Here is a 22,623-nt window from a genome sequence, read left to right on the forward strand (position 1 = left end):
TCTCTGTAAATCATTCTGATTACATCTTGGGCAAAGGTTACATTCCGATATGTCGAAGCATCCGCAAATAATTGTTGACCTGCGCGCACTCTGGCGGGCTGCTAGACTACGAGGGCTTTCCGGTTCGAGCGACTTCACTATCCCCGATCAACCGGCATTTGATCCTGAATTTGAGGATCTGTTTCGTGAAAAAATACAACATGCGCGATATTATCTGGAATTTGGTTCCGGTGCCTCGACAGTTTTAGCCGCTAAGGCGGGGGTGGAAACCGTTTGCGTCGAAAGTGATCGCAAATATGCTGACGCGGTTCTGAAGAAAGTCGGCTCCGACGCGCCTGTCACCATCATATATAGTGATATTGGCCTAACCGAAGAATGGGGCTATCCGGTTTTTACTCGTCCATCGACGGCTAAGCATGCCCGGTGGAAGAACTATACCAGGAAAGCCTTTGCTGAGGTTGGAAGCGCCGAAAAATTTCCTGACATGATCCTGGTGGACGGTCGATTTCGTGTAGCATGTGCTTTAGCATCTGCCTATCACGCTCAAAAAGCCAAGGCCAACTGCGCACTGTATATTGATGATTATGTTGGAAGATCCCACTATGAGCAGGTCGAGGATTTTCTGGGAACGCCAACTATTGTTGGCAGAACGGCTTGTTTCTCGATCGCGCCGGGATCTCTCAAACAAGACATTACTGAAGATGTGATTGACGAAGTCCATAAGGATTTTCGCTGAGTTGTACTTGGCCGGCAGTGATGCAGGTTGAAATTCTGAATAAGGTCGCTAGCAACCAGATTCAATCAGAATAATATTTGCTATATTCCGATCCACCATAACCATAGCCATAGGGGTCTATGAGACCACCGACATAGCGGTTCAACACGGTGCCAAGGCAGGGTGTAGGTTTCAGCAAAGCCACCGTATTGTTCATCTGCTTCTTGGTCGTAATGCCTTGTTCGATGATCAGCATATAGGCATCGAGATACTGGGCAATCATGATTGTATCGTCGTTGGCAAATGCGGGCGGTAGATCGCAAATTACAATGACGTCATCTGGCAGGTTTTTTATGGCCCCCATCAATGCGTCAAACCGTTTACCCGCTAACAATTCCGCAGAATTGGTTTTTACGCGGTAACATGGAAAAATGGTCAGATTGCTGTCACCGATACGGCGACCAACCGATTGCAAATCGTCTGTTTTGCCTGCAAGATATTCACCAAGGCCGGTCTTTCCTTCGATACCCAAAGCCTCTGCCAAAGACCCGCGGCGTAGATCAAAATCAAACAGATAGATTTTTTTGTCTGACAAGCGCGATAGGGCCGCGGCCAAATTCATGGACAGAAATGATTTGCCGGCCGCTGGCGTTGCCGACGTCATACCAAAAAGGTTCCAATCATTGGCCTCAAGAGCCTTCACGACTTGTGACCGTAACAGATTGAAGGGCCGTGAACGGATATCATTGCCGTCAAAACCTACAATATGATTGGTTTCCAATGTTGCCTCATCGGGCACAAGCGCTTCCAGCTGCGATGGATTGGGGATCACAACGGGGCCTGAAAGATCAGATGTTTTATCAGTAGTGTTGAGCACTGGGCATTATCCAAAATATGAGGAAATATGGTCGCTTAAAACTCTTCAGCATGCGCTTCGCGGCGCCGAAAAGGCCAGAAACTAAAACCAGATTTGTCTTCGTTTATCTCTTTTATGGTGGGAACAACAACCATCGGAGCCGCTCCCATAGCATTTGATATCGTCTTCGGATCACGAATCGGCTGCAAAAACAATTCTGTCCCGAACACGAGCAGAAAGCCAAGGGCCAGTCCAGCGCCCAGACCGCCGCCTGAAAGCAACAGCCAATCAGGTGAAGATGGTTGATCAGGAATGACGGGCGGGTCAATTACGGAGAGTCTTTCACCCATTTGCTCGTTTTCAGCCTTCACGCCTGCCTGTGCCGCCAAAAGACGATTGGAGACGCCTTGATATTGCTCGTTCAGGCCATTGAGTCGTTGCTGCAACTGTTCGATCTGCTGCAAGACAATAGGTGCTTTTGCCTGCGCGTTAAGCGACGCAGACATGCGGGCATTTTCCTGGGCCTTGGTAGAACGCAAAGTTGCTATTTGGGTGTTGTTAAAAGCAATTTGCTGATTGATTTTATCGACCGGCAACTTGGCTAGGTTCTGATCAGCCAATGATTGCGCTTCTGCCAATCTTTGCTTGGCAATGACAACATCCGGATGGTTGTCGGAATAAATAGCTTTCGCATTAGCCAATTGCTGTTCCGCCGACGCAACGACAGGGTCACGGTTGGATGATTTTAATGCATCCTCCCGCTGAGACACAAGCTGAGAATTCTCTCGCTGCAGAGCTGCAATCTGTACATCATATCCGCCGCCACCGCCGCCAAACATCACTCCGCTATTGCCTAACACGTTACCGTTTTGGGCTTTGATTGTTGCGATTTGACCTTCGAGCGTCTGTATCTGAGCGTCCAAACCAGCAGCCTGGTCCACCAAAAACTCTTCCGTACTGCTGGCCTGCTCGGAATTCACTGTAGAATCCAATTGCAGAATTTGCTCAGTTAAATCCTGAGCGACGCTCTGCGCTTTTACTGGATCCGAATATTCGTACCCCAATGCAAATGCGATAGTGGCGCTTTGACCACTGCGCATCCGCTGCACTTCCGCAGTCATCGGCACAATCTCGACCGATTCCCGCATATTCTCGACGATTTCCGACAAAGGATCGCTGCCCCGCTCGGAGCTATAGAGCTCATATTTGTTTATAAGCTCAATCAAACCAGGACGACTGAGTACTTGCTGACGAATACGAGCAATACGACGATCCACGATTTCATTGGCTCCGTCGCCAGCAACATCATCAGGTAGTTGCGAAGACTGTACCAGCAATATTGCCTGCGATCTGTAAACGGTTGGTAGCAGAAAATAGGCTGCAACACCGGCTACTGCGCATAGCAGAAGCGGAATTATGAAAAGCCATTTGCGTTGCCATAAAATGACGGGAATCTGGGATAAAAAGTTACCGCCTTCAGATTCTTGTTCGTCAAGTTCGTCAATATTCATCGATTGTTACCAAATGTTAGCCGGATGCCAATGCTCACCTGAGTATTTGCTTTGCGGTTTATAGCGTCTTGATAGGAGTCGGAATAGCCAAAGGATACAAATCCCGTGAATCTTTCGCGAAATTTATGGTTGAAGGTCACCGAAGTGCGAAGATAGTCAAAATCTTCTGACACACCCACGACGGAATTTGATGACCGGGAATAACTTCCGTTCAAGCTGATACTGTCATCGCGATTGAGCTTCTGACTATAACCAAGATTGAAAGATGTCTGCGAACGTACCCCATCAAAAGATGTAGGCAGGGTCTGCCGGCTCGCACCAAAGCACAAGCTGTTGTTATCAATCTCCCGGCAAATGTCGAAGGATGCCGCCAAATCAGATGTTTTCGTGGTTCCAAGGATGTTTTTTGACCTTGCGAACGAAACACCGGCAGATGCCGAGATGGTAAAATCTTCGGATATCTGATGAGAAATATTCAAAGAAGGCGTTATGATCGAGGAATCTCCGGTCCTTTGACCCAAGTAATTCACCTGGCTGAATCCAAGGGACGCACCGACTGATGTTCGATCGGATAGAACCCGTGAATAGCCAATATTCTGGTTGAATGAATTGAACTCATCCTGAACCGCAGAATCAGCAAAACGGATTGCCGTTGCTCCTGCATCGACGCTGATACTGTCTAGCTCCGAGAAGCTATGGGAGAGGCCCAAGCCCCCCTGAAAGCTATGGCGACGTTGGTTAAGGCCATTGAGCGCGATGTCATCCGCGATGGTTGGCAGAAAATTATCGTCGATTACATCAGGTGGATTAAAGAAAGCGTCGTTCACACCCACGATGCTGCCACGATATCCCAAACGACCACGCAATTGCGTTCGTTCCGAAAGACCATGTTCGACGCTTCCGTTCACACCAAAGCTATTATTGGTTCTGAAATCTCGTTCATATTCTTCAATCCGGGCAAAACCGCGCAAGTTGAATGTCGTCGCGGCTTCCGTAATTCTAAGCCGAGGTGCGACACTTATCGACCCGCTAGCGGTTGACTGGACAGGACCATTTTCCAGATAAGGATTGGTCGATGCCCCTGCGCCGATAGAAACATCGGTCACAAATTCGGTCTCTGCCATTGCTGGTGTAGCGCAAAGCATTGTTCCAGCCACTAAGCCTAGCTGGCGCGTGTAATATGTAGATCTATGCAAGTTCTTACTCCCCCACGGATATTTCGTCTAAGGCACGATAACCGTATCGCCTGTCTGAATAGTCGGAATGGCACGCCTGGAAACGGCCTTAGCTGCGCCGCTACGTTTAAACAAACCGCCCAAGCTTGCTCGAATAGTCGTCAATCCGGTTGGCGTTTTGCGAACGATCGATATGCCATCTAGGTCGGCAAACTGGCTGGGACCGCCTGCCAAACTTAACGCCTCCAGCAAATTTACATAGCGCCCTGGCGTAAAGCTACCGGGGGAATTTACGCGGCCCATAACAGAGAACTGCAAACCGGACGGGGTGCTCACAGATACTGTCACTTGAGGGACTTGGCCGCGATATTGATTTTCAAGGCCTTTGCTAACCACCGCCTCTATTTCATAAGGCAGCTTACCTTCTGCTTCTATCCTGCCAACTAGTGGGAAAGAAAAGGTGCCGTCTGGGAGTACACGTATCTGCCGTTGCAGTCGTTCTTCGCCCCAAACATAAACTTCAATATCATCTCCGGCATTAATCCGATAGGCCGCCTGATTGGGTGTCGCAGTAACAGCTCCATTTGTCTCTGGCGCAGCAGATTGCGCATTGGCCGAAACTGCAACAAGCGCAAAAATCACGGCCATTAATAATTTCTTCATTGATACTACTCATCCATCATTTCAACTTCACAGCGGCGTGCTATATAGCCTAAAGCTTAAGCTTGCCACCGCAAAAGACAGGATTTCCTTGAAAAAGGCCAGTCTTAACCATGTATTTTGTTGGTTTATCGCACCATTTGCCTTTTTGAACTGTGACACTTTATTATCATGAAACGAAACATTTTATCGTTAATATTGCCGATTCGAAAAATCCAGACCATGGTTCTGGTCGGTTTTCTCTCGTTCGCGCTGGGCGGATGCGATTCTGCTTCCGAAAGCGCCGCAAAATCAGGCGCAGAGGCACAGCAACTGTTTGACAAGCGAAATTTCTATGGAGCGCGCAAAGCGATTACAGAAGCATTGACTGCGCGAGACGATGATCCCAAGCTTCACATACTCAAAGGGCGTATTGAGCTCGCGTCCGGTAGACCTACCGATGCTTTTTTGGCCTATTCTGACGCGCTATCTTTGGAGGCAACCAATCCCGAAGCTCTTCAAGCGGTATCACAACTAGGTCTGCAAACCGGCCATTTAAGAGAAGCCGAGCGGGCTGCTGACACAATGTTGTCCTTTTCTCCGGAACTACCAGAAGCTCTACTAACCAAAGGTTTGATTGCACTTGTTAAGCGCAAACATAAAGATGCACTGGGATTTTCCGAACGGATTTTGGTCGCCCGGCCAGGTGATGAAGCGGGAACTATATTAATGGCTCGAACACTGGCTCTAACCGACAGGACCAACGAGGCCCTCGACTTGTTGCAAAATTCTGCTGTTGATAAAAATTACACTGAAGGTGTCGATATGACACTTGTCGAACTTTACCGCGAGACTAGTAACCTCCCGGAAATGAGAGCTACTTTTCAAAGACTGATGAGCCGCAGGCCAGAGGATGTGGCGCTGCCGATTGATTATGCCAACACGCTCTATAAATCAGGAGAAGATGCAGAGGCGCGCGCATTGATTGAGGGGCTATTGCGCAAGAAACTAACCGAAAGCTGGGTATTGACTATGATCACTGGCTTGTGGCTGGAATATGATCCAAGTTCGCCCAACGAAAACCTTTTGGCCTTTCTGTCAAAAGAGGGCTCGCTTGAGTCTCGTATCGCTATCTCCCGCTACCTTCTTGCAATAGGTAAGCCATCGGAAGCAAACCGGATATTACGTTCCGTTTCCACCCAAGTTTCACTTGAAGCTAGCGCACTTTACGCTCGAACTCTTTACGAAATAGGACAAACCAACGAAGCCGAAAAATTTGCTTCTGTTATATTGGAAGAAGATGAAACCAATGGCGATGCCTTGCTGGTTCGGGTCAAGCAGTCTTTGGCAAGCGACAATTTTGCAAAGGCAATAAACGATGCTCAAATCGTTGTCCGGGACAATCCAAAATTGCGCTCTGGCTATCTAAGCCTTATCGAAATCTATTCTGCGAAAAACGATAAAAGCAGTGTTAAGCGGGTATTTGCCGATGCCGCCAAGCAGCTACCCCAAGACCCGGTTCTTTTTGGTGCATATACCAAATATCTTTTGGATAATGATGATGGGGTCCGTGCAACCACAGTGGCGCGCTCTTTTGCAAGGGACACGCCCGCTTCAATCAATGCATGGCGGTTATATAAGGATACGTGTACAAAAGCTGGTCTGGAGCGATGCAAGCTTGACGCCAGTACAGGCGAAAATGTGGCCAACACCATTTATGCGATAGATTTACCACCCGGAGCACCGCCCACCCGCGGGTTGTTTGGACGTCTGAACTAATGTCGGGTCTGACCGAGCAAGGCCGGAATGCCTTCGCGCCTCCTACTCCAGTCACTACGACAGCATTTCTAGGCATTGATATTGCTCCGCTGGATCTGCCGCAGGCCCTCAATGCCATTGGCGATATGGCACAAGATGATAAGTTTTCTTATGTGGTTACCCCCAATGTCGACCATTTCGTTAATCTATATCCAGAAATACCGGATTCCCGCAGCACCGCCTTTCGCGAGGCATATAGCGCGGCATCCTTGACGTTATGTGACAGTCGGATTGTTCGGGCCTTGGCACGCTTTGTAGGTATAGACTTAACCGTTGTCCCGGGAAGCGACCTGACAGCCTCTCTTTTCCAAACCCAGTTAGGGCAGGGCGATCGGGTTGCAATTATTGGCGGCGACGAAAGCTTACTTAGTGATCTTTCCCGGCTATTCCCCGCGCCGACGTACACGCAGCATATCCCTCCCATGGGTGTTCTTAACAGACCGCAAGCGATGACGGACATCGTAGACTTTGTCGGAAATTCCAAAGCCCATTACATCCTATTTGCAATTGGCGCGCCGCAAAGCGAAATTATTGCGTATCAGTGCCAACAATCGGGCAAATGCTCCGGCGTGGGGTTATGCATCGGTGCTTCACTAGAATTCATAACATCGGTCAAGAAACGCGCGCCAGTTTGGATGCAAAAAGCCGGACTCGAATGGTCTTTCAGACTTTTCAGCGAACCCTCTCGCCTGTGGCGCCGCTATCTCGTTGAGGGCCCCAGAATCTTCAAAATATTTCTAGATCATAATAAATCAGGCAAACGCTAGTCATCTTTGGCGTCAGATAAGACGCCTTCCCCAGATCGCCGTGTTCTTATCCAACGGGTTTCGCTGCCACGCAGAAGTTTGAGATAAACCGGAATTTTCCAAAGAATATAAATCGGTATTCTCATCAAGGCTCCAAGAGACAAAACCTGTCTTCCTTCCAAAAGCCAGGCGCTAATGGTCATGATTATGGCAGCGACAACTATTGCCAGCAGCAGCACAAAGGGCAGGGGTGTGCTACCCAGATAAGCAGCACCGGCCAGTACAAATAAAACCCCGATGCCCATAGCCATCAGCAGCGCGAGGGGTGGCACTAAAAGGTGCAATCCAAGAAAAACCTCTGCCTTTGAGATTTTCCGGATTCCGGAAGCAATCAGTGGAATGGCTTGACGCCTGGCCGTCGCCAGAAAACCATGTTCCCATCGGGTTCGTTGGACCAAAGTATCTTCTTCTGCGGCAGCGTCACTGGAGACACCAGCGGTCTCGAGAAAAATGGGTGCATGTCCTTGCTGGGTAATAGCTACGCCGAGCGCTAAGTCTTCAGCAAGATCGCTCTTGGCCAACGGAGCTGTCGCAAAAATCGACCATGGGAAAGCCATGCCCGTACCCGTCAACAATGCAGCTCCGCCAAGTCTGGTCATTCCTCGCTGTCTAACGAGATTTTTCACCAACATGGCGAAATTTGATATTTGAACGACAGGCGGGGCCTCAGATTCACTATGAATGAGATTGGTCGCTTGGACCGGAACAGATTTACTCGTGGCAGCAAATGCCAATTTTGCAGCACTATTGGCACTCAGCGTACAATCTGCATCCAGAACAATCACGCAATCGGGCGGATCAGTCGCTAAAATGTCTCGGCCAAAAGCCAAAGCATGTCCTTTGCCGCGACATGTCTCATCGGTCCGCTCTGCGACTTCTGCGCCGGTTTTTCGAGCCAGTTCAGCCGTATCATCACTGCAATTGTCGGCCACCACCAGGATGCGTGTTCCTGCCGGTACATTATCGCGCAGCGCTTCAATAGTCCGCGTTATGATTGATGCCTCGTTATGCGCCGGTATCAATATGGCTGTTTTGGGATTTTCATCGTGCGTTCCTGGCTCAGTTTTGTCTAGGTTCCGGCTACGAAACAGACCAAAGACTAGTTCCAAAACATAGATAGCGAACAGGAGAACAAACGGAATCGCCAGAAGCCAAGACATGATCGACAACCCATGTTCCAAACCGGTCATATATTGCCACTACTCTCATGCGAAGGATTGGCTTCCGCTGCATTTCCGTGATGATGGAAGCCGGGATCAGGTGGTGGATCAAATATTCTTTGCTGACCTTGATTGTTATAGCCGTTGGTCGGTTTCAATTGCCGACCGTCTCCCAATTCACCTCCGGAACAGTTGAGCAGCTTGTTGATGCAGTGCGCCGTCCAAAGAGCTAGCGCTTCATCATCCCAAGCCCCGAACCAGTCGGTATGAAAGGTTGAACCGGGTTTTGCCGGTTTCATCCCCGGCATATAGTCAGAAGATAGATGCCAGCTCGGATTTTCAGGCTCCCATGTTCCAGAACGATCTAACGTCTCGTCCACGTCATACCACGCTCCCAAGGTGAATGTTGGCATTCTGTAAGGGTGCGTCTTGGGACATCTCGCTTTACCGTCATTTCCATATTTACGATAGGCAACATGTGAACGATGATCAGTGCTATCAAGATTTTTGCCATCCCAGCAATCGGGAGCGCTTATCAACGCTCCGATTTTCGCGCCGGTTGGACAATATTGAGCAGCGGTAACTATATCTGGATAGGTTCCCGATTTCGCGCCTGGCCCATAACAGTTAAAATACCCTTTGCCTGTTTTCTTTCCTGATTCATTCAACATGTCATGACCAAAAATGAAACGAAGCCCGCGTGGGATGCTGATACATATATTTTTTGGCTTCTTACCGCGGCTCAGACAATTCGGTGAGGAAGCCGGGATGCGTTTGTAATAGATGCTGACGTAACGCGGTTTCACAACCTGCCCACGGCCATTCATCATTGCTGGCATCCAATAGGCAGACCTATTCAAGCGGTTGTTACATGTGCTGTTGCCCGTTTTGCGAAGGCTTTCATAAGTAGAGTGAGCGTCGGCTTCGGTGTTTCCGAAAAACTGGTGTAAATGCGATTTACCGGGCTGTCCTGGATAGACAATCGGATCGTCGTAGCTGAGTTGGCCTGGACTGCACAGGAAGCGAAAGGCGCCAACAACATCTGGCGCAGCGCTTTTGGGGATTTTTCCACTACCCCAACCGGCAACATATTCCGGTTCGACATCAAAATTGCTGGGGACAGAAGGAAGCTCTACACCCTGCGGCATAGGGGCTTGATCTGCCAGCGAAGGGCCAGCGCCAAATATCAAGCCGAATGCTAGAACTGTCCTCAAAAAATATAAGATTGCACAGTTGCCCTTCATGCCTGCCGTTATCGGATGCGCAACGACGTAACAAATCCGCTTTGCGCCGTCACGATGATTATGCATTACCAAAACAGAGAATATTCTAATTTTTCAATGAGTGCGGATTAAATATATCATCACTATTGCTAGCTACGATAGCCCCCTGTATCGAACATCGCATTGATTTCACCGGAGATATTGGCATGAGCCGCGACTATTTTTTACAAAAACGAGTACTGGTTACCGGTGGTTGTGGCTTTTTGGGTTCACACCTGATCGATCGGCTGATCGAACAAGGTCATGAAGTGCTCTGCGTCGACAACCTATTTACGGGCTCGAAAAGCAATATCGCGCATTTGCTGCAGCATCCCCGTTTCGAGTTTATGCGGCATGATATTTGCCTGCCTCTATTCGTCGAGGTGGACGAGATTTATAACCTTGCCTGTCCGGCTTCGCCAATCCACTATCAACATGATCCTGTGCAGACCACTAAGGTTTCCGTTCATGGCGCCATAAATATGCTTGGCCTTGCCAAGCGTCTGAAATGCCGAATTTTACAGGCATCAACCAGTGAGGTCTATGGTGATCCAGTGGTACATCCCCAGACCGAGGATTATTGGGGCAACGTCAATCCAATCGGTATCCGTTCCTGCTATGATGAGGGTAAGCGCTGTGCGGAAACTCTATTCTTCGACTATAATCGGCAGCACAATATCGAGATAAAGGTTGCCCGGATTTTCAACACTTATGGGCCCCGCATGCATCCTTCCGATGGCCGGGTTGTTTCTAATTTCATCATGCAAGCCATAAGAGGTGAAGATATTACGATCTTCGGCAATGGCAGCCAGACCCGGAGCTTCTGCTATGTCGATGATCTGGTCGATGGTTTGATGAAATTGATGAACAGCCGTGATGGATTTACCGGACCAGTAAATATCGGTAACCCCAATGAATTTTCTATCAGAGAGCTGGCAGAATTGGTCGTAGAAATGACCGATTCTGGATCAAAAATCATCGACTTGCCGCTGCCGCAAGATGATCCCAAACAGCGACAACCGAATATTGGCCTGGCCAAATCCGAACTGGGTTGGGAACCCTCTATCGAATTGAAACAAGGTCTGGAAAAAACGATAGCCTATTTCGAAGGCCTCGACACAATACCTGCTCAGGCCTGATCACTCATTAATTTTGTCAGATATTCCCGATATTGACGCGCAATATTGGACCAAGCAAAGCTGGCTGCGCGCTCCGATATCTTAGCGGGTGCTGCTTCTCTCGCGGTCAATGCATCTGCTAGCGCTTTTGTGACAGATGGGATATTTTCGGTATCAACCAAAAATTCTTCATCTCCGACAATCCAGCGCAGACGCGGCGTATCGTGACCAACAATCGGCAAACCGCAAGCCATGGCTTCCGGAAAAACATTCCCGAAAGATTCGAGCAGCGACATATGCAAGAAAACATCAGCCGACTGATAGAGTGTCGGCATTTGATCGGGCGTCACAGTTAGTTGAGTGAAACGGCCAGGCAGCAATTCTTCTGCTAATGCCTTTACTTGTTCACGCATCGGTCCATCGCCAGCAACCACGAGATGTGCATCCTCCATTGGTGCGACCGATCTGATGCCGTCCATTACGCGTTTGGTTGGAATAAGAGCGCTCACCATCAGAACGATTTTACGATTTGCTGGGAACCCCATTGCAGCCTTGTCGCCAGATCTCAGCTTGAAACGGTCAATTGAGATTCCATTGGGAATAAGCGCGCAATTCCAACGATCTTTATTGGTTTCGTAATAATCTGGATTAGTACACACTAGGCCGTCGCAGGAAAAGAAACGATATTCTGCGTCGTTGGAAACCGCTGGCCATTCGCCATTTTGAGTGATGAACAAGTTCAGTGGTTTTTTTCCGCCAATAACGGGCCGACGCAGAACCATATTGGTAAAGGGAAAGGAACAGGTCAGCACTGCATCGAAATCCGACGGCCGATATCGCAGGGCCAGATTGGCAGCAAAGGTGGCTTCTTCATAAACTGTTTCGCTACGAAAGAGTGGAATGAAAGGGAATTTCTCGAAGTTTTCGCGGCGAATAGAACTGGCATGTATGAATTTATAAGGATCATCTGGCCGCGCTTGCCCGGATCCGATGACGGTCACGTCATCTCCTGTTCTCGCTAGCTCTGCTGCAACAGATAAAAGGGCAATTTCTGCACCGCGTTCGTATTTGTGAAAGCCCGGCAGAGCGAATAACAATCTCATTATAGCCAAATCCCCGATATTTCAGGCCTCGTTACCGGAACGGCCGATGAAATCAAACGCGTTAATTATCTTTTAGACTGGGATTTGAGCGACAAGCAATGGCTATCAAAGCCGCCGTCACGGCGACGAAAGCCATCGCCACCCACATCCAGGCAATCACCATTATACCTCCCGATATATGGTAGAGCAGGGCATCAACCTGATGGAACGAAATAAGCTCTAAAACGAACAACAATAATAGGATTACTGTCGCCATTATCGCAGCAAAGTGATTTTTTGGCAGTGGCCCCAGTTTACTTTTTGATATGCGATATAGTGCTGGCAATATCAGCACGCACGCCATTAAAAATGCCACTAACATCCATTGTATTGAAGCCCGCTCGTCATAGAAATCCGCCGACTGCATGACGTCATTAACTGTCATGCGGAGCCCGTGCCGCAATCCAACGACCAATTCCAATGCGAAGACCAGATAGATGATCGCGAGCCATGGCCAGATGACCCGATTGGTCATGCGTCCAGCCAGCAAACAACTTAAAAAGGTCGCCAGAAACGCAAATATTCCAACGGCCTGAGTAGGATTTTCGAATAGCGACATTTTGTCTCTATAGCCTATAGAGAGGAGCAAGATGCAATAGGTGGGAAGAAACCGATGAGTGCAATATCGATGACTTATATTGCGTTCTTTCTGCTGGGTATAGCAACCTTCGCAGTCCTGACGCCACAAAGAGCTGTTGCCGTGGTCTACATCTCAGGTCTTTTGTTCCTTCCGGTTTCCAACTATCCATCATTGCCTACCGGCATTTCAGATACGGCAAGCATAGGCTCCTATCAGATCATGACTTTGGCCCTGCCAGCTGACAGTCTTTTGAACAAAGCCTTGATAGCAGCGATAACAGCACTGGTTGGTGCCATACTATTTGATGTCCGAAAATTCGTATATTTCCGTCCGACACTAATCGACCTTCCTATGGTCGGTTGGTGCCTATGGCCGCTCATTCAATCTTTTTTTGTAGATGCTCGACCTGCCGGCTGGATATCGAGCATTTATATTTTTGCCGTCTGGGGCGCGCCCTGGCTACTTGGACGAGTATATTTTCATGAGCGGGCAGGGCGACTAGTCATGACTGATGTAGTGGTAGGTGCCACTTTGTTACTCCTGCCGATCGCTATCATTGAAGGGGTTTCGGGGCAGCGTATTTACGAGTGGTTTTTTGGCCAGCATCCCTTTGCTAACGTAGGAACTGAAAGATATTTTGGATATCGACCGCTCGCCATGTTTGAAGATGGTAACCAATATGGGTTGTGGGTATGTTGCACTGCATTGCTAGCGGTATGGCGCCTCAAAAGTTTATCAAAAGAAAATGCCAGATTGTGGCGCATAGTTGCCGCGGTCACGTTATGCATGATGGCAATTGCGGCCCAATCTATTGGCGCTTTGCTACTAATGTTCGCCGGCATGATAATGCTCCATTCTGAGAAGCTTTTACATTATTCTCGGAAAGCAATCGTGCCAGCTTTGTTCTTAATTTCTTTTGGACTGATTGTTTATGGAAGTGGCGTTCTTCCCCTTAGGTCTATCGCAAAAGAAACTGTTGTCGGACAAGTTGCCCTGGATGCCTTGCGTGCGACGGGCCGCAGTTCATTCTCGTGGAGAATATCGCAAGATCAACAAACAATACCCCAGATTCGAGAATATCTGCTGGTAGGTAGCGGATATTGGGATTGGTGGCGGGAGCTTGGTCGACGCCCTTGGGGCTTGCTTTTGTTGCTCGTGGGCCAATTTGGCCTGATTGGAATAGTGCTTGCACTCGGGTCACCAGTTACCGCCATGGTATCACGATTGCGTGATCCTCCATTCGTTCAAACAGAACCGACAGAGCTTCAACAGCCAAAACGTGGCTCTTCCTCAGTATTAGCCTTCACCATAATCGTGACGATCATGTTGACGGATGCGCTATTAAATGCCTTCATATTCCTTCCGGCACTAATGTTTGCTGGAAGCTTCGTGCGCTATACCGATATAGAAAAGGAAAAGGCTTAGCCTGCGGGTACTTCAACGGCCTCTTTAATAATGTCAGGCGTATCGGCTGCTTCTCCCTTTTCCGCAGGTGGAGCAAAACCAGATTGATAAGTGATTTCAGCTTTGGCTTTTGCTTCCGACAGCCGTTGTTTCATAATCTTTGCCATCTCTTCATTGCGGATGGCCTTCACTGCAACCGGTCCAGCTTGTTCGGCATTATATGGTACTTTTTGCTGCGCCTTGATCACGCTGGCAGTCACGGTTCCACCGGTTGGAATCACAAAAGGCTCGCCTGGTGCCAGCGAAACAATCTGCGCCATCATTGCGGGCGGCACTTGAACGGAATCCATCTGTGCGGATTTACGCGCAAATTTTATGCCCATTCCGGTCAAAATCTTTTCAACATCAGCCAGGGTTTGCGCCACTTCTAATTGCTTTAAATCACCGAGATCGGCTGGCGCAGGGAAAATTATCTGATCAACCGCATAAACTGTGCGATTTGCAAAGGTAAATGGATTGGCTTCTGTATAGCGATCGATCGCTGCTTGATCAGGAACCTTAATCGTTGTGCCGGCTTTGTCTGCATACATGCGGACCAGCAAAGCCTCGCTCAACTGGCGTTGACGGATAAGATATGAAGGATCTTGATCAATACCACTTTCTTTGGCTGCTTGAGACAGCAACCGGCGATCAACAATTTGCTGCAACGCTTGTTGCTGGAGAAGTTCCTTGTCCGCACCTTCAGGGATATTCGCTTCGCTCAACGCAGCATTAATCTCTTGCAACGTCACTTCTTCACCATTCACAATAGCTGCCACTTGGCCTTCGGCTGTTTTTTCGCAACCCGTCAGCACCATAGCGCTTGCAGTCATGCAAATTAGAGCACTTTTTTTGACAGATATTATGTTCAACATGGTTACTTCTCCCGGAGTTTTGTCCAGTAAAAAGACAAAACGAATCATTGGCTTGTTAGACGACCCATAAAAATATACAGCTGCATGCATAGCAACGGAGGACTGAATTGGAAACCATTTACGATTGGCTGACAGTCGCAATTTTTGGGGGTTTGATTGTGTTATTTCTTGACCGCTCGGTCGAGGACGATCCCCCAGATCATCTGTGGCAATATCTTGTTGCATCAGTTGGCTGTGCCGGTGCCAATTATCTTGGCAATGAAGGTTATCAATTTGCTGCTGTCGCGGTTATCGCCACAGTTATTACCTTCATCATGATGGTTCTGAAACCGTTTGATAAATTCAACAAGCCTGAGGAATAGGGGCTCGTTTCAACAGAAATTGAAACGCGGATATAGTTAGGCTTTTATTCCACTCAGCAGAGCTCTGCCCTGTTTGTTCATCGTGCGATTCAATTCTGCTGCAAATTTCGATAGATGTGGCATCGCTTCTTCAAAGGTTGGCGCTATCATAGAAGCTCTGACCAACACGCCGTCTGGGATAACTCCATTCAGGTTAGCCTTTACAACGGCCAATCTTTGCTGGCTCCAAGTCAAGGGGAACTCGTTTCCAACCCGGGTCCAGTAGAGCACATGCTCCGTGCGTTCCCGACCAGTAGCAGTAAAGACGTTTGCAGGAATGCTGCCACCCAGACCGTTTTCGATATCCACTGGGCGGGTTGGCGTTAGATTATACCCTCCCGCAGGATAGCATATTTCGGGGCGGTGTACCTGCAGCACGCCGTCTTGAGTGTTACTGTAGGCGGTCAAAAACATGATAGCTGGGTCAGCTGGCGCGGAATACACCCGGGTAACAAGATTGTCATATAATCGATCAGAAAGCGCATCAGGGGGAGGAAGCACCACGCCACTCGATGTTCTAAACTGCCAGGACCCAATTGTCTCAGGTATCAATTTTTCAAAGTCTTCTTTTTCAACTACAGGAAATGCCACCTGCGGTGTTCGAGCATAAGCCATGCCAGCGGCCAGACAAAAGGCTCCGCCCATGATCAAATGACGACGATTAACCAGCGAGTTTTTATACACTGCATCGTCTGATGGCTCTACCGCTATTGGTGCTTCAACGGTCATACCGCTGCTCCCTTATTTTGGAATCGGCGCCAAATAGGCTCCAATACACTGTCGATCGCAAAGATCGTCAAAACTGCGATCATGAACATTGTGATACCAGCAAAGTTATGCATAAACCCTTGGGCAGCAGCCTCGCCAGAATAATATGTCAGCAAGATAAGTATGAGAACCCGGATGAAATTGGCGATAATAGCAACGGGAATGATCATCGTACTTAACAGCACTGCATAGCGCCAATCTGCCTGATGCCGGATATATATATAGAATAGCGAGATTGCCGATAACGAGACGAGAGAATTAAGGCCGGAACAGGCCGCTGCGACCAACAATTGATATTGGCCGATTTGAATCATCACACCTGCGCCACCAATCGGATATCCCAACATGTGCAGGAAACTAATCGCAGCTTGAGAAATCAGAATTTTCAGCGGCTGGGTTATGAGGGCAATAAGCGTGTCAGGTGGTGGAAAGACGAACAGCATATAGAACAGAGGAAACCACATCAGTTTCATCGCGTTGCGTCCTACTAAGCTGTAAAGCGCTATCAGCACCAAGCTATACATTAAATAGCCTTCAATCTCTACAATCTGGGTAATTCGGGCGAACAGGAACAACGGCAAGCATATCGTCGCAAGCAACAAGATAGGTAAGGTGGGGCCGGGCACCATGAACGGCTTTGCAACCAACCATCGTCTGCGCAGCAGCCACAAGCCTGTAAAAAGAACGATTGGACCATGGGCACCAGTCTCTTGTGACCAGCTCTCTTGAGAGACAAACATCATTGTCGGAATAATGATGGCAACGAGCCCAACAGCCAGCAAAATGCTGGAAAAGTTCATGGAGGGCAGGGCAAAGCGTGCTGTTGTACTACTCGTCATATCAGTTAATCTCTGCCAATAATGTTGCGCAAATTCCGTTAAAGCCAGCGTCTATTGGCTGATCATATCCACCATCCCAAAGAACACGATACTGACGGTAGATGTTCATGTTTATCCTTTAAACCGTAAAATGCAGAAGCTTATACTGCTTTGTAAATTGAGGCCGTATCATATTCAGAAAGCAGATTCCAGAAATACAGGCGCCCGTAAAAGCCCAAGTCATACCTGTGCTAATTCGATACAATATCCTACAAAATTGTTGATTGGCTAAGCTATCTTCGGCGAGGTAAAGTTTATATAGTTCATGAAAGCTCACGAGATGTAAATTGATTGCACCCTGTTTGTTTTCGTCGCTATTCAAGTGTAATGGGCCGCTACACATAATTGGTAAGGGTCATATGCGATTCATTTCGCCGAATGTTAGAGCAAATGAAATTAACAAACGCAGATCAAAAGCCACAAGAAAGTAGTCGCCCCGCTAGAAATTGGAGAAAGCGTTGGCGAACCTTGATGTTGTTCATCGTTCTGTTTTGCCTGATACCGCTAGCGGGTCTTTTTCTCTCTTCCAGCTCCATCTTCGACCAAGAAAACGATTCATCGAAAACCAGTGCTTCCGTCGCGATTGATCCTCCAACAGGAGATTCAGTGTCTTCCCTACCGGGATTGCCGAATGCCGTTTCGGACGTTGCCGAAGGGTTGAGCTTAAACCTAAGTGCCGAAGATGCCAAAAAACTGAACAGCGCTGTACCGGAATCAAATGAGAAAATTGTCCCCGCGCGGCCATTTGTTGTGCCAACCACTGTTGCCTCGCAACTATCCCGCAGTACTGCCATCAACTGCCTTACTTCTGCAATTTATTATGAAGCCGCAAGCGAAGCAGAGCAGGGACAAAGAGCCGTTGCACAAGTTGTCTTAAACCGCGTCCGGCATCCAGCTTACCCTAATAATGTTTGCGGCGTCATTTTTCAGGGATCTGAACGCTCAACCGGATGTCAATTTTCGTTTACGTGCGATGGATCACTTGCTCGCAAACCAATTGCGGCCATTTGGCAAAAGGCTGAAAAATTGGCAGCGAATGCGATATCAGGTGCCGTAGAGCCAAGCGTTGGTACAGCAACTCACTATCATACTGTCTGGATCGTGCCCTATTGGGCGAAAAATCTCGATAAAGTCAAAACCGTTGGTTCACATATCTTTTATCGCTGGTCCGGCTATTGGGGCAAGCGCCCCGCGTTTTCCCAGCAATATATTGGCGAAGACCTCTCGGAAACGGGGAGTACAGATGATGAAGGTGACGCCATGACGGAATATGTCCAAGACGAGCAAACATCAGATGACCAATCCAACTACGTTTCTGAGATAGACCCTATTCTCACACCAAAGTTTGAGGCAGCGCCAAGTGTCACTTCCATCCCAAGCCAATCTGGCATTGCGGCGGATGATAATGAAAGTCCACTTGCCGCAGATGATAACAACGGTACTTTGATTCTAGACTAAAATACCATGGCGAAAGCAGCAGAGTGGATCCCCATTCGTTTTAAATTCGTGTAAAAAGTCGTGAAAACCCTAGACTTACCGGTCTGAGGTCGATATTCGCCCGTGTTCTCAAGGGTGTGCAGTATGGTAGCAAAAACGAAAATCGGGTTTCTGGCGGCAATACGTGGTAATATTATACCAGTTGCCGTCACATTTGCCCTATTCATTTTTCTGTTCCTCTTACCGCAGTCTGTATTCTACCGCGGACTGATATCGGTTCTGGCTGAATGGCAATTTGCTTGGTTTGGAAACTATCTTCCTATTTTAACTGTGATTTTGCCGGTCATTTTACTGACGATATTATTGATCCTGATCCTTTGGTTGATATTTCGTTTGCGGAGCAAAGATAAGGAGCATCAGCAAGAACTCTCCTTGGCAGAACAAGGAAAAGCTGCGCTCAGCAAAGCTCGTCTGGCAATGCTTAGTTTTTTCGCTCTAGCTGCATTCTCGCTGGTTGCAATGATTGTGACATTGGGTTTGATGATGGCCCTCCCCAACGAGAGCGGCAAAGCTCAAAAAATTAGTGTTGGAAGCATACCATTTGCTGAGCCCAAAGAGGGTAGGGCAGAGCTGGATGGCGTCCTTGATTGGCAAAAACTGGCGACGATCAAGCGCAACCTGGTTTTCGCGAGCCAACGGACATATTTCATACCAATTGTTAGCCAAATCGCTGACCGGAAATCCACCCGGTATTTTGTTCAAGTATTTCGTCCGGAATTCGTTTTGCCAAGGAACCAAATGCCTGACCGAGCTCCTGAACGAGAGCATCTTTTAGAATTAGGAGTGATTACGCCAACCAAAGATGGACCTAGCGGCTTGGTAAACGGCGTGCTGCGGCAAGATGGTCTACCAGAAGAAATCGTTTTGCTTTACGAAAAAGCAGGCTTGAAAGTGCATCCCGATCACTACGTTCTTTACCGCAGTACATCAGACATGCGGTGGCCTTATTGGGGAGCGGCTTGGGCATTTTTCCTGTTTGGAATTTGTGCTCTGCTGATTGGGCTCTACCAGAAACGACAGCGTAAACGCTTGAAAGATGGTATCGAGGCTCTTTGATATATTAATTCACCGTTTACCTTCTTGTTGAAGGCTTCTCAAATAGCCATTCCGCTATTGCGGTCTAATGTTTTCGCAACCTATCAATATGCTTTTGAGCAGCTTGACGCTTTTTGGCGCGATGCTGGCTGCGTTGCAGACATTGATATTTTCAACAGCACCTTCTGCATCTGCGCTAACTGCGTCATTGACGATTAATACACCGCCAGTTGAAAGCAATGGGGTGCCAAGTAAGCATCTCGTAAATCGCGCGCCGGACGGTCTTTTTTATGTCGATGGGACCATCAACGGCGTTCCTATAAAATTTGCGGTTGATACCGGCGCATCCGTTGTGGTTCTCAATGAAATTGATGCTGAAAGAGTCGGTTTACAATCGCAGCAAGCATTAACCCATCAAATTAGAACAGCTGCGGGTTATAGCGCGATGAAATGGTCAAAAGCCGACGAACTTGTGATTGCCGGCAAAAAGCTCAAAGAAATCGATATTGCCATCATGAATGGCGGTCCAAAAGTTTCTCTTTTGGGACTGAATGCACTGTCACGTTTTGAAATGATGACAATCAAAAAAGATCAACTCATTATTGAGTAGGCCGCTTCAAGATGTTGTCAGATTACCCTATATAGCGGAATTTTTCCGCCGACGGCGACGCAATACTGAACCAATCATCGTAAAACCGAAGATAAACATCGCCCACGTCATGGGTTCAGGAACTGGCGATATAATCGGTGGGTCAGCCGGAGGATCTGATACAGGCGGCTCTTCCACAGGTGGATCAATCACGGGGTCAGGATTGTTCAAAGTTCCCGGACTACCGCCACCTGAGCCGCCTCCAACTCCGCCTGGATTGCCAGGGTTATTGCGGGGAGCGATGCCACTGCCACCAGAACCAGGATTTAAGATGCTTCCAGGAACTGTTTGAGCGTCGGCCAATTCTGTTGGTAACTCACCAAATTGAGGGACAGCGGCTGTTGGAGTATTTCCATCACCCGTCTGTGGCGCGACATTTCGTGGATCAGATGGAATAAATCGCGACCTAAGCCTACGCTGTGGATCGCCATTTCCAAAATTCAAGAAGCGATTTAGTAATTCATCTGCCCCGCCAATGGTAAGATAGGTGACGGGCAATTTTTCAGCGACTGCCGTAAATACAAAGGGTGTCTCAGTTTCCGGAACCCACATCGCACGATCGTTATATGGAAAAACCGATGCCAAACCAATCGCGGAACCAAATATTATAATGGCAGCACGGCGACGGCGATTGGCAGATGCGATCAATCCGCTCAGATTATCTGACAAAACTCAATTCCCTGATACGACAGACTAAAGCCGTCTTATTAATATTACCAAATTGTTAACTAGCCAGATTTCCCAATTTTTGCAATGCCGTTTACCAAAGTCGGCTATTTAAAATGTACTTTGTTGTAAAATCCTCTCTTCTTAGCTGTTAGCTGTGCGAAGGCCGACCATAACCCCCCCCTTTTTTCTGCAGTGCCGTCATTGTTGAGGTGAGGGTTTACTAAGCTGCGCATGAGTTATTGTATTTTACGGTCGATAAAACGCCCAACTTCTGTCCCATATCTGGACGTTTACTCTTAAGCCACCGGCACACGCCTAAAAAGGTAAACAAAAGGTTTACGAATCAACGATAACAGCATAACAACCGAATGAGGTCGTATTATTCACCAAGTGGTAAAACAGTTGGTACAACACAGGTTTAAATTTTATGTCGCTAAAAAATTTCGCAAAAGCCGTAGGGCTAGGGGCTTTACTTTGCTCGACGTCGGCTAATGCTGCTATCATTCTTTCTTATGCGCCAGGCAATGCTGTATATAGTGGCGCGACTCCTGTCATCGATTTTGAGTCGCCAACGCCTGAGTTTACCGGCGCCGTTGTATCCGGAACTGTTTCAGGAGAGTTTACGGAGCCACTGGGAGCTTCAGGTAATTATGGCTCCGTTGGGCCATTACTTGGCACACCGGAAACACTTGATCTGAGCGGCATTCCCGGGGATTTGGCTGCAATAAGTTTCATTTGGGGCTCGGTTGACTTCAACAACTTTTTTAACGTCCTCGATGCGAGTGATAATGTCATCTTTTCTTTGACGGGCAAACAGCTTCTCGATTTTGGCGCCCCCGGTGGTCTACCTTACACAACAGAAGAACTGAACCCAATTGTAACGATTAGTTTCACCGACGGCGATCTCGGGTTAGCCAAAAAGTTGGAGTTCTCGTCCACTAAAAACTCTTTTGAGTTTGACAATTTTGCTGTGAATGCTGTGCCCGAGCCAGCAACATGGGCGTTTATGATTTTTGGTTTTGGTGCGATTGGTACAGCGATGCGCCGTCGTCGGTCCAATAAACCTGCTCTCAAGTTCGCTTAAAATACTCAAGATTAAATTTTCGAAAAGGGCTGGTCCAATCGGACCGGCCCTTTTTCGTTTGTTTGGAAGACAAATGACTAGAGCAGAGGCGACATCCATATGGTTGGCCCCGATCGTTATTTTTCTTAAATTTCATTGCATTAACTATTGGGAAACCAATTCCAGCGCAAAACTGCGTTTGGAGAACCAATATGCATGCACAAAAAATTCGATACGACGACTCGTTTATTGCTGATGGTGAGCAAAAGAAGTCATCGAATACCGGGAACTTTGCGTCATTGGCCGCACCGTCTGCAAACCATGTTCCGTCGCCGGCGCGACAACTCCAACAACAACTGGAAGAGCAGTATAGTGATACCGTTACCGCTAAATCGGTAGAAAAATATAGCGCGCTTACAAGCTTATCGATCATAATCGGCAGCTGTTTATTTCTCTGGACTGGCATGATTGCGCTGGGCCTATTTATTTACCGCTAGGTCATATTAAAGCGCGCTGGTGCTTTATTCTTTGCAAAATACCGGAAAACTTCAGAATAAATTTGC

The 22,623-nt window shown here is 48.0% G+C and carries 23 protein-coding genes; 11 read left to right on the plus strand and 12 right to left on the minus strand.

Annotation, left to right across the window (positions count from 1 at the left end):
* The first annotated feature begins 49 nt into the window (after nt 1-49).
* Nucleotides 50-736 (plus strand): hypothetical protein, encoded by a 687-nt coding sequence (locus ABJM21_RS07985; protein ID WP_348301663.1) that lies wholly within the window; start codon nt 50-52, stop codon nt 734-736.
* Between the two features lie 61 nt (nt 737-797).
* Here the strand turns inward: ABJM21_RS07985 and ABJM21_RS07990 are convergent, their stop codons facing one another.
* Genes ABJM21_RS07990 through ABJM21_RS08005 form a run of 4 tightly spaced genes read right to left on the minus strand, consistent with a single transcriptional unit; the run spans nt 798 to nt 4,920 of the window.
* Entirely contained in the window at nt 798-1,592 is a 795-nt protein-coding gene (locus ABJM21_RS07990; RefSeq protein WP_348301662.1) for a CpsD/CapB family tyrosine-protein kinase, read from the minus strand.
* Between the two features lie 35 nt (nt 1,593-1,627).
* Nucleotides 1,628-3,082 (minus strand): Wzz/FepE/Etk N-terminal domain-containing protein, encoded by a 1,455-nt coding sequence (locus ABJM21_RS07995; protein ID WP_348301661.1) that lies wholly within the window; start codon nt 3,080-3,082, stop codon nt 1,628-1,630.
* The gene (locus ABJM21_RS08000; protein WP_348301660.1) at nt 3,079-4,278 is read right to left on the minus strand and encodes a hypothetical protein; all 1,200 of its coding nucleotides are present in this window, start codon (nt 4,276-4,278) and stop codon (nt 3,079-3,081) included. Before ABJM21_RS08000 ends, ABJM21_RS07995 begins: the two co-directional genes overlap by 4 nt.
* Before the next feature lie 27 nt (nt 4,279-4,305).
* Entirely contained in the window at nt 4,306-4,920 is a 615-nt protein-coding gene (locus ABJM21_RS08005; protein ID WP_348301659.1) for a polysaccharide biosynthesis/export family protein, read from the minus strand.
* A 168-nt stretch (nt 4,921-5,088) separates the two neighbouring features.
* On the opposite strand from ABJM21_RS08005, the gene ABJM21_RS08010 reads away from it, so the two are divergent.
* Nucleotides 5,089-6,675 carry a tetratricopeptide repeat protein gene (locus ABJM21_RS08010; RefSeq protein WP_348301658.1) on the plus strand — a complete coding sequence of 529 codons (1,587 nt, stop codon included), beginning with the start codon at nt 5,089-5,091 and terminating at the stop codon, nt 6,673-6,675.
* Nucleotides 6,675-7,481: a WecB/TagA/CpsF family glycosyltransferase gene (locus ABJM21_RS08015; RefSeq protein ID WP_348301657.1), complete on the plus strand. Its 807-nt coding sequence runs from the start codon at nt 6,675-6,677 to the stop codon at nt 7,479-7,481. The genes ABJM21_RS08010 and ABJM21_RS08015 overlap by 1 nt, the downstream gene beginning before the upstream one ends.
* Here the strand turns inward: ABJM21_RS08015 and ABJM21_RS08020 are convergent.
* Both ABJM21_RS08020 and ABJM21_RS08025 read right to left on the minus strand, forming a co-directional pair.
* On the minus strand, nt 7,478-8,680 hold the full coding sequence (locus tag ABJM21_RS08020; RefSeq protein ID WP_348382145.1) for a glycosyltransferase family 2 protein: 1,203 nt from the start codon (nt 8,678-8,680) through the stop codon (nt 7,478-7,480). The genes ABJM21_RS08015 and ABJM21_RS08020 overlap by 4 nt on opposite strands.
* Before the next feature lie 26 nt (nt 8,681-8,706).
* Nucleotides 8,707-9,828 (minus strand): DUF1996 domain-containing protein, encoded by a 1,122-nt coding sequence (locus ABJM21_RS08025; protein ID WP_348301655.1) that lies wholly within the window; start codon nt 9,826-9,828, stop codon nt 8,707-8,709.
* A gap of 281 nt (nt 9,829-10,109) precedes the next feature.
* Between ABJM21_RS08025 and ABJM21_RS08030 the strand changes: the two genes are divergently transcribed.
* Nucleotides 10,110-11,081 (plus strand): UDP-glucuronic acid decarboxylase family protein, encoded by a 972-nt coding sequence (locus ABJM21_RS08030; RefSeq protein ID WP_348301654.1) that lies wholly within the window; start codon nt 10,110-10,112, stop codon nt 11,079-11,081.
* On the opposite strand, the gene ABJM21_RS08035 is transcribed toward ABJM21_RS08030, so the two are convergent.
* Together ABJM21_RS08035 and ABJM21_RS08040 are read right to left on the minus strand one after the other, a co-directional pair.
* Entirely contained in the window at nt 11,072-12,163 is a 1,092-nt protein-coding gene (locus ABJM21_RS08035) for a glycosyltransferase family 4 protein (RefSeq protein WP_348301653.1), read from the minus strand. The genes ABJM21_RS08030 and ABJM21_RS08035 overlap by 10 nt on opposite strands.
* Before the next feature lie 61 nt (nt 12,164-12,224).
* Nucleotides 12,225-12,761: a hypothetical protein gene (locus ABJM21_RS08040; RefSeq protein ID WP_348301652.1), complete on the minus strand. Its 537-nt coding sequence runs from the start codon at nt 12,759-12,761 to the stop codon at nt 12,225-12,227.
* 54 nt (nt 12,762-12,815) lie between these two features.
* Between ABJM21_RS08040 and ABJM21_RS08045 the strand changes: the two genes are divergently transcribed.
* Entirely contained in the window at nt 12,816-14,207 is a 1,392-nt protein-coding gene (locus ABJM21_RS08045) for a hypothetical protein (protein WP_348301651.1), read from the plus strand.
* On the opposite strand, the gene ABJM21_RS08050 is transcribed toward ABJM21_RS08045, so the two are convergent.
* Nucleotides 14,204-15,148 (minus strand): SurA N-terminal domain-containing protein, encoded by a 945-nt coding sequence (locus ABJM21_RS08050; RefSeq protein ID WP_348371971.1) that lies wholly within the window; start codon nt 15,146-15,148, stop codon nt 14,204-14,206. The genes ABJM21_RS08045 and ABJM21_RS08050 overlap by 4 nt on opposite strands.
* 59 nt (nt 15,149-15,207) lie before the next feature.
* On the opposite strand from ABJM21_RS08050, the gene ABJM21_RS08055 reads away from it, so the two are divergent.
* Entirely contained in the window at nt 15,208-15,462 is a 255-nt protein-coding gene (locus ABJM21_RS08055; RefSeq protein ID WP_348301649.1) for an XrtV sorting system accessory protein, read from the plus strand.
* Nucleotides 15,463-15,498: 36 nt separating this feature from the next.
* Here the strand turns inward: ABJM21_RS08055 and epsI are convergent, their stop codons facing one another.
* Together epsI and xrtV are read right to left on the minus strand one after the other, a co-directional pair.
* The gene (epsI, locus tag ABJM21_RS08060) at nt 15,499-16,230 is read right to left on the minus strand and encodes an exosortase-associated protein EpsI, V-type (protein WP_348301648.1); all 732 of its coding nucleotides are present in this window, start codon (nt 16,228-16,230) and stop codon (nt 15,499-15,501) included.
* Nucleotides 16,227-17,108 carry an exosortase V gene (gene xrtV / locus ABJM21_RS08065; RefSeq protein ID WP_348301647.1) on the minus strand — a complete coding sequence of 294 codons (882 nt, stop codon included), beginning with the start codon at nt 17,106-17,108 and terminating at the stop codon, nt 16,227-16,229. The genes epsI and xrtV overlap by 4 nt, the downstream gene beginning before the upstream one ends.
* 645 nt (nt 17,109-17,753) lie before the next feature.
* On the opposite strand from xrtV, the gene ABJM21_RS08070 reads away from it, so the two are divergent.
* The 3 genes from ABJM21_RS08070 (at nt 17,754) to ABJM21_RS08080 (ending at nt 20,289) form a co-directional block, all read left to right on the plus strand.
* Nucleotides 17,754-18,605 carry a cell wall hydrolase gene (locus ABJM21_RS08070; protein ID WP_348371977.1) on the plus strand — a complete coding sequence of 284 codons (852 nt, stop codon included), beginning with the start codon at nt 17,754-17,756 and terminating at the stop codon, nt 18,603-18,605.
* Between the two features lie 123 nt (nt 18,606-18,728).
* Nucleotides 18,729-19,700 carry a hypothetical protein gene (locus ABJM21_RS08075; protein WP_348301645.1) on the plus strand — a complete coding sequence of 324 codons (972 nt, stop codon included), beginning with the start codon at nt 18,729-18,731 and terminating at the stop codon, nt 19,698-19,700.
* A 67-nt stretch (nt 19,701-19,767) separates the two neighbouring features.
* The gene (locus ABJM21_RS08080; protein WP_348382147.1) at nt 19,768-20,289 is read left to right on the plus strand and encodes a TIGR02281 family clan AA aspartic protease; all 522 of its coding nucleotides are present in this window, start codon (nt 19,768-19,770) and stop codon (nt 20,287-20,289) included.
* A 27-nt stretch (nt 20,290-20,316) separates the two neighbouring features.
* Here ABJM21_RS08080 and ABJM21_RS08085 read toward each other — a convergent pair whose 3' ends face one another.
* Nucleotides 20,317-20,997, minus strand: a complete 681-nt coding sequence (locus ABJM21_RS08085; protein ID WP_348301643.1) for a PEPxxWA-CTERM sorting domain-containing protein — start codon at nt 20,995-20,997, stop codon at nt 20,317-20,319.
* 427 nt (nt 20,998-21,424) lie between these two features.
* Between ABJM21_RS08085 and ABJM21_RS08090 the strand changes: the two genes are divergently transcribed.
* Both ABJM21_RS08090 and ABJM21_RS08095 read left to right on the plus strand, forming a co-directional pair.
* Nucleotides 21,425-22,081 (plus strand): PEPxxWA-CTERM sorting domain-containing protein, encoded by a 657-nt coding sequence (locus ABJM21_RS08090; RefSeq protein ID WP_348301642.1) that lies wholly within the window; start codon nt 21,425-21,427, stop codon nt 22,079-22,081.
* A 191-nt stretch (nt 22,082-22,272) separates the two neighbouring features.
* Nucleotides 22,273-22,557: a hypothetical protein gene (locus ABJM21_RS08095; protein WP_348301641.1), complete on the plus strand. Its 285-nt coding sequence runs from the start codon at nt 22,273-22,275 to the stop codon at nt 22,555-22,557.
* Nucleotides 22,558-22,623: the final 66 nt, after the last annotated feature.

Source organism: Parasphingorhabdus sp. (assembly GCF_039977335.1).
Lineage (GTDB): Bacteria > Pseudomonadota > Alphaproteobacteria > Sphingomonadales > Sphingomonadaceae > Parasphingorhabdus.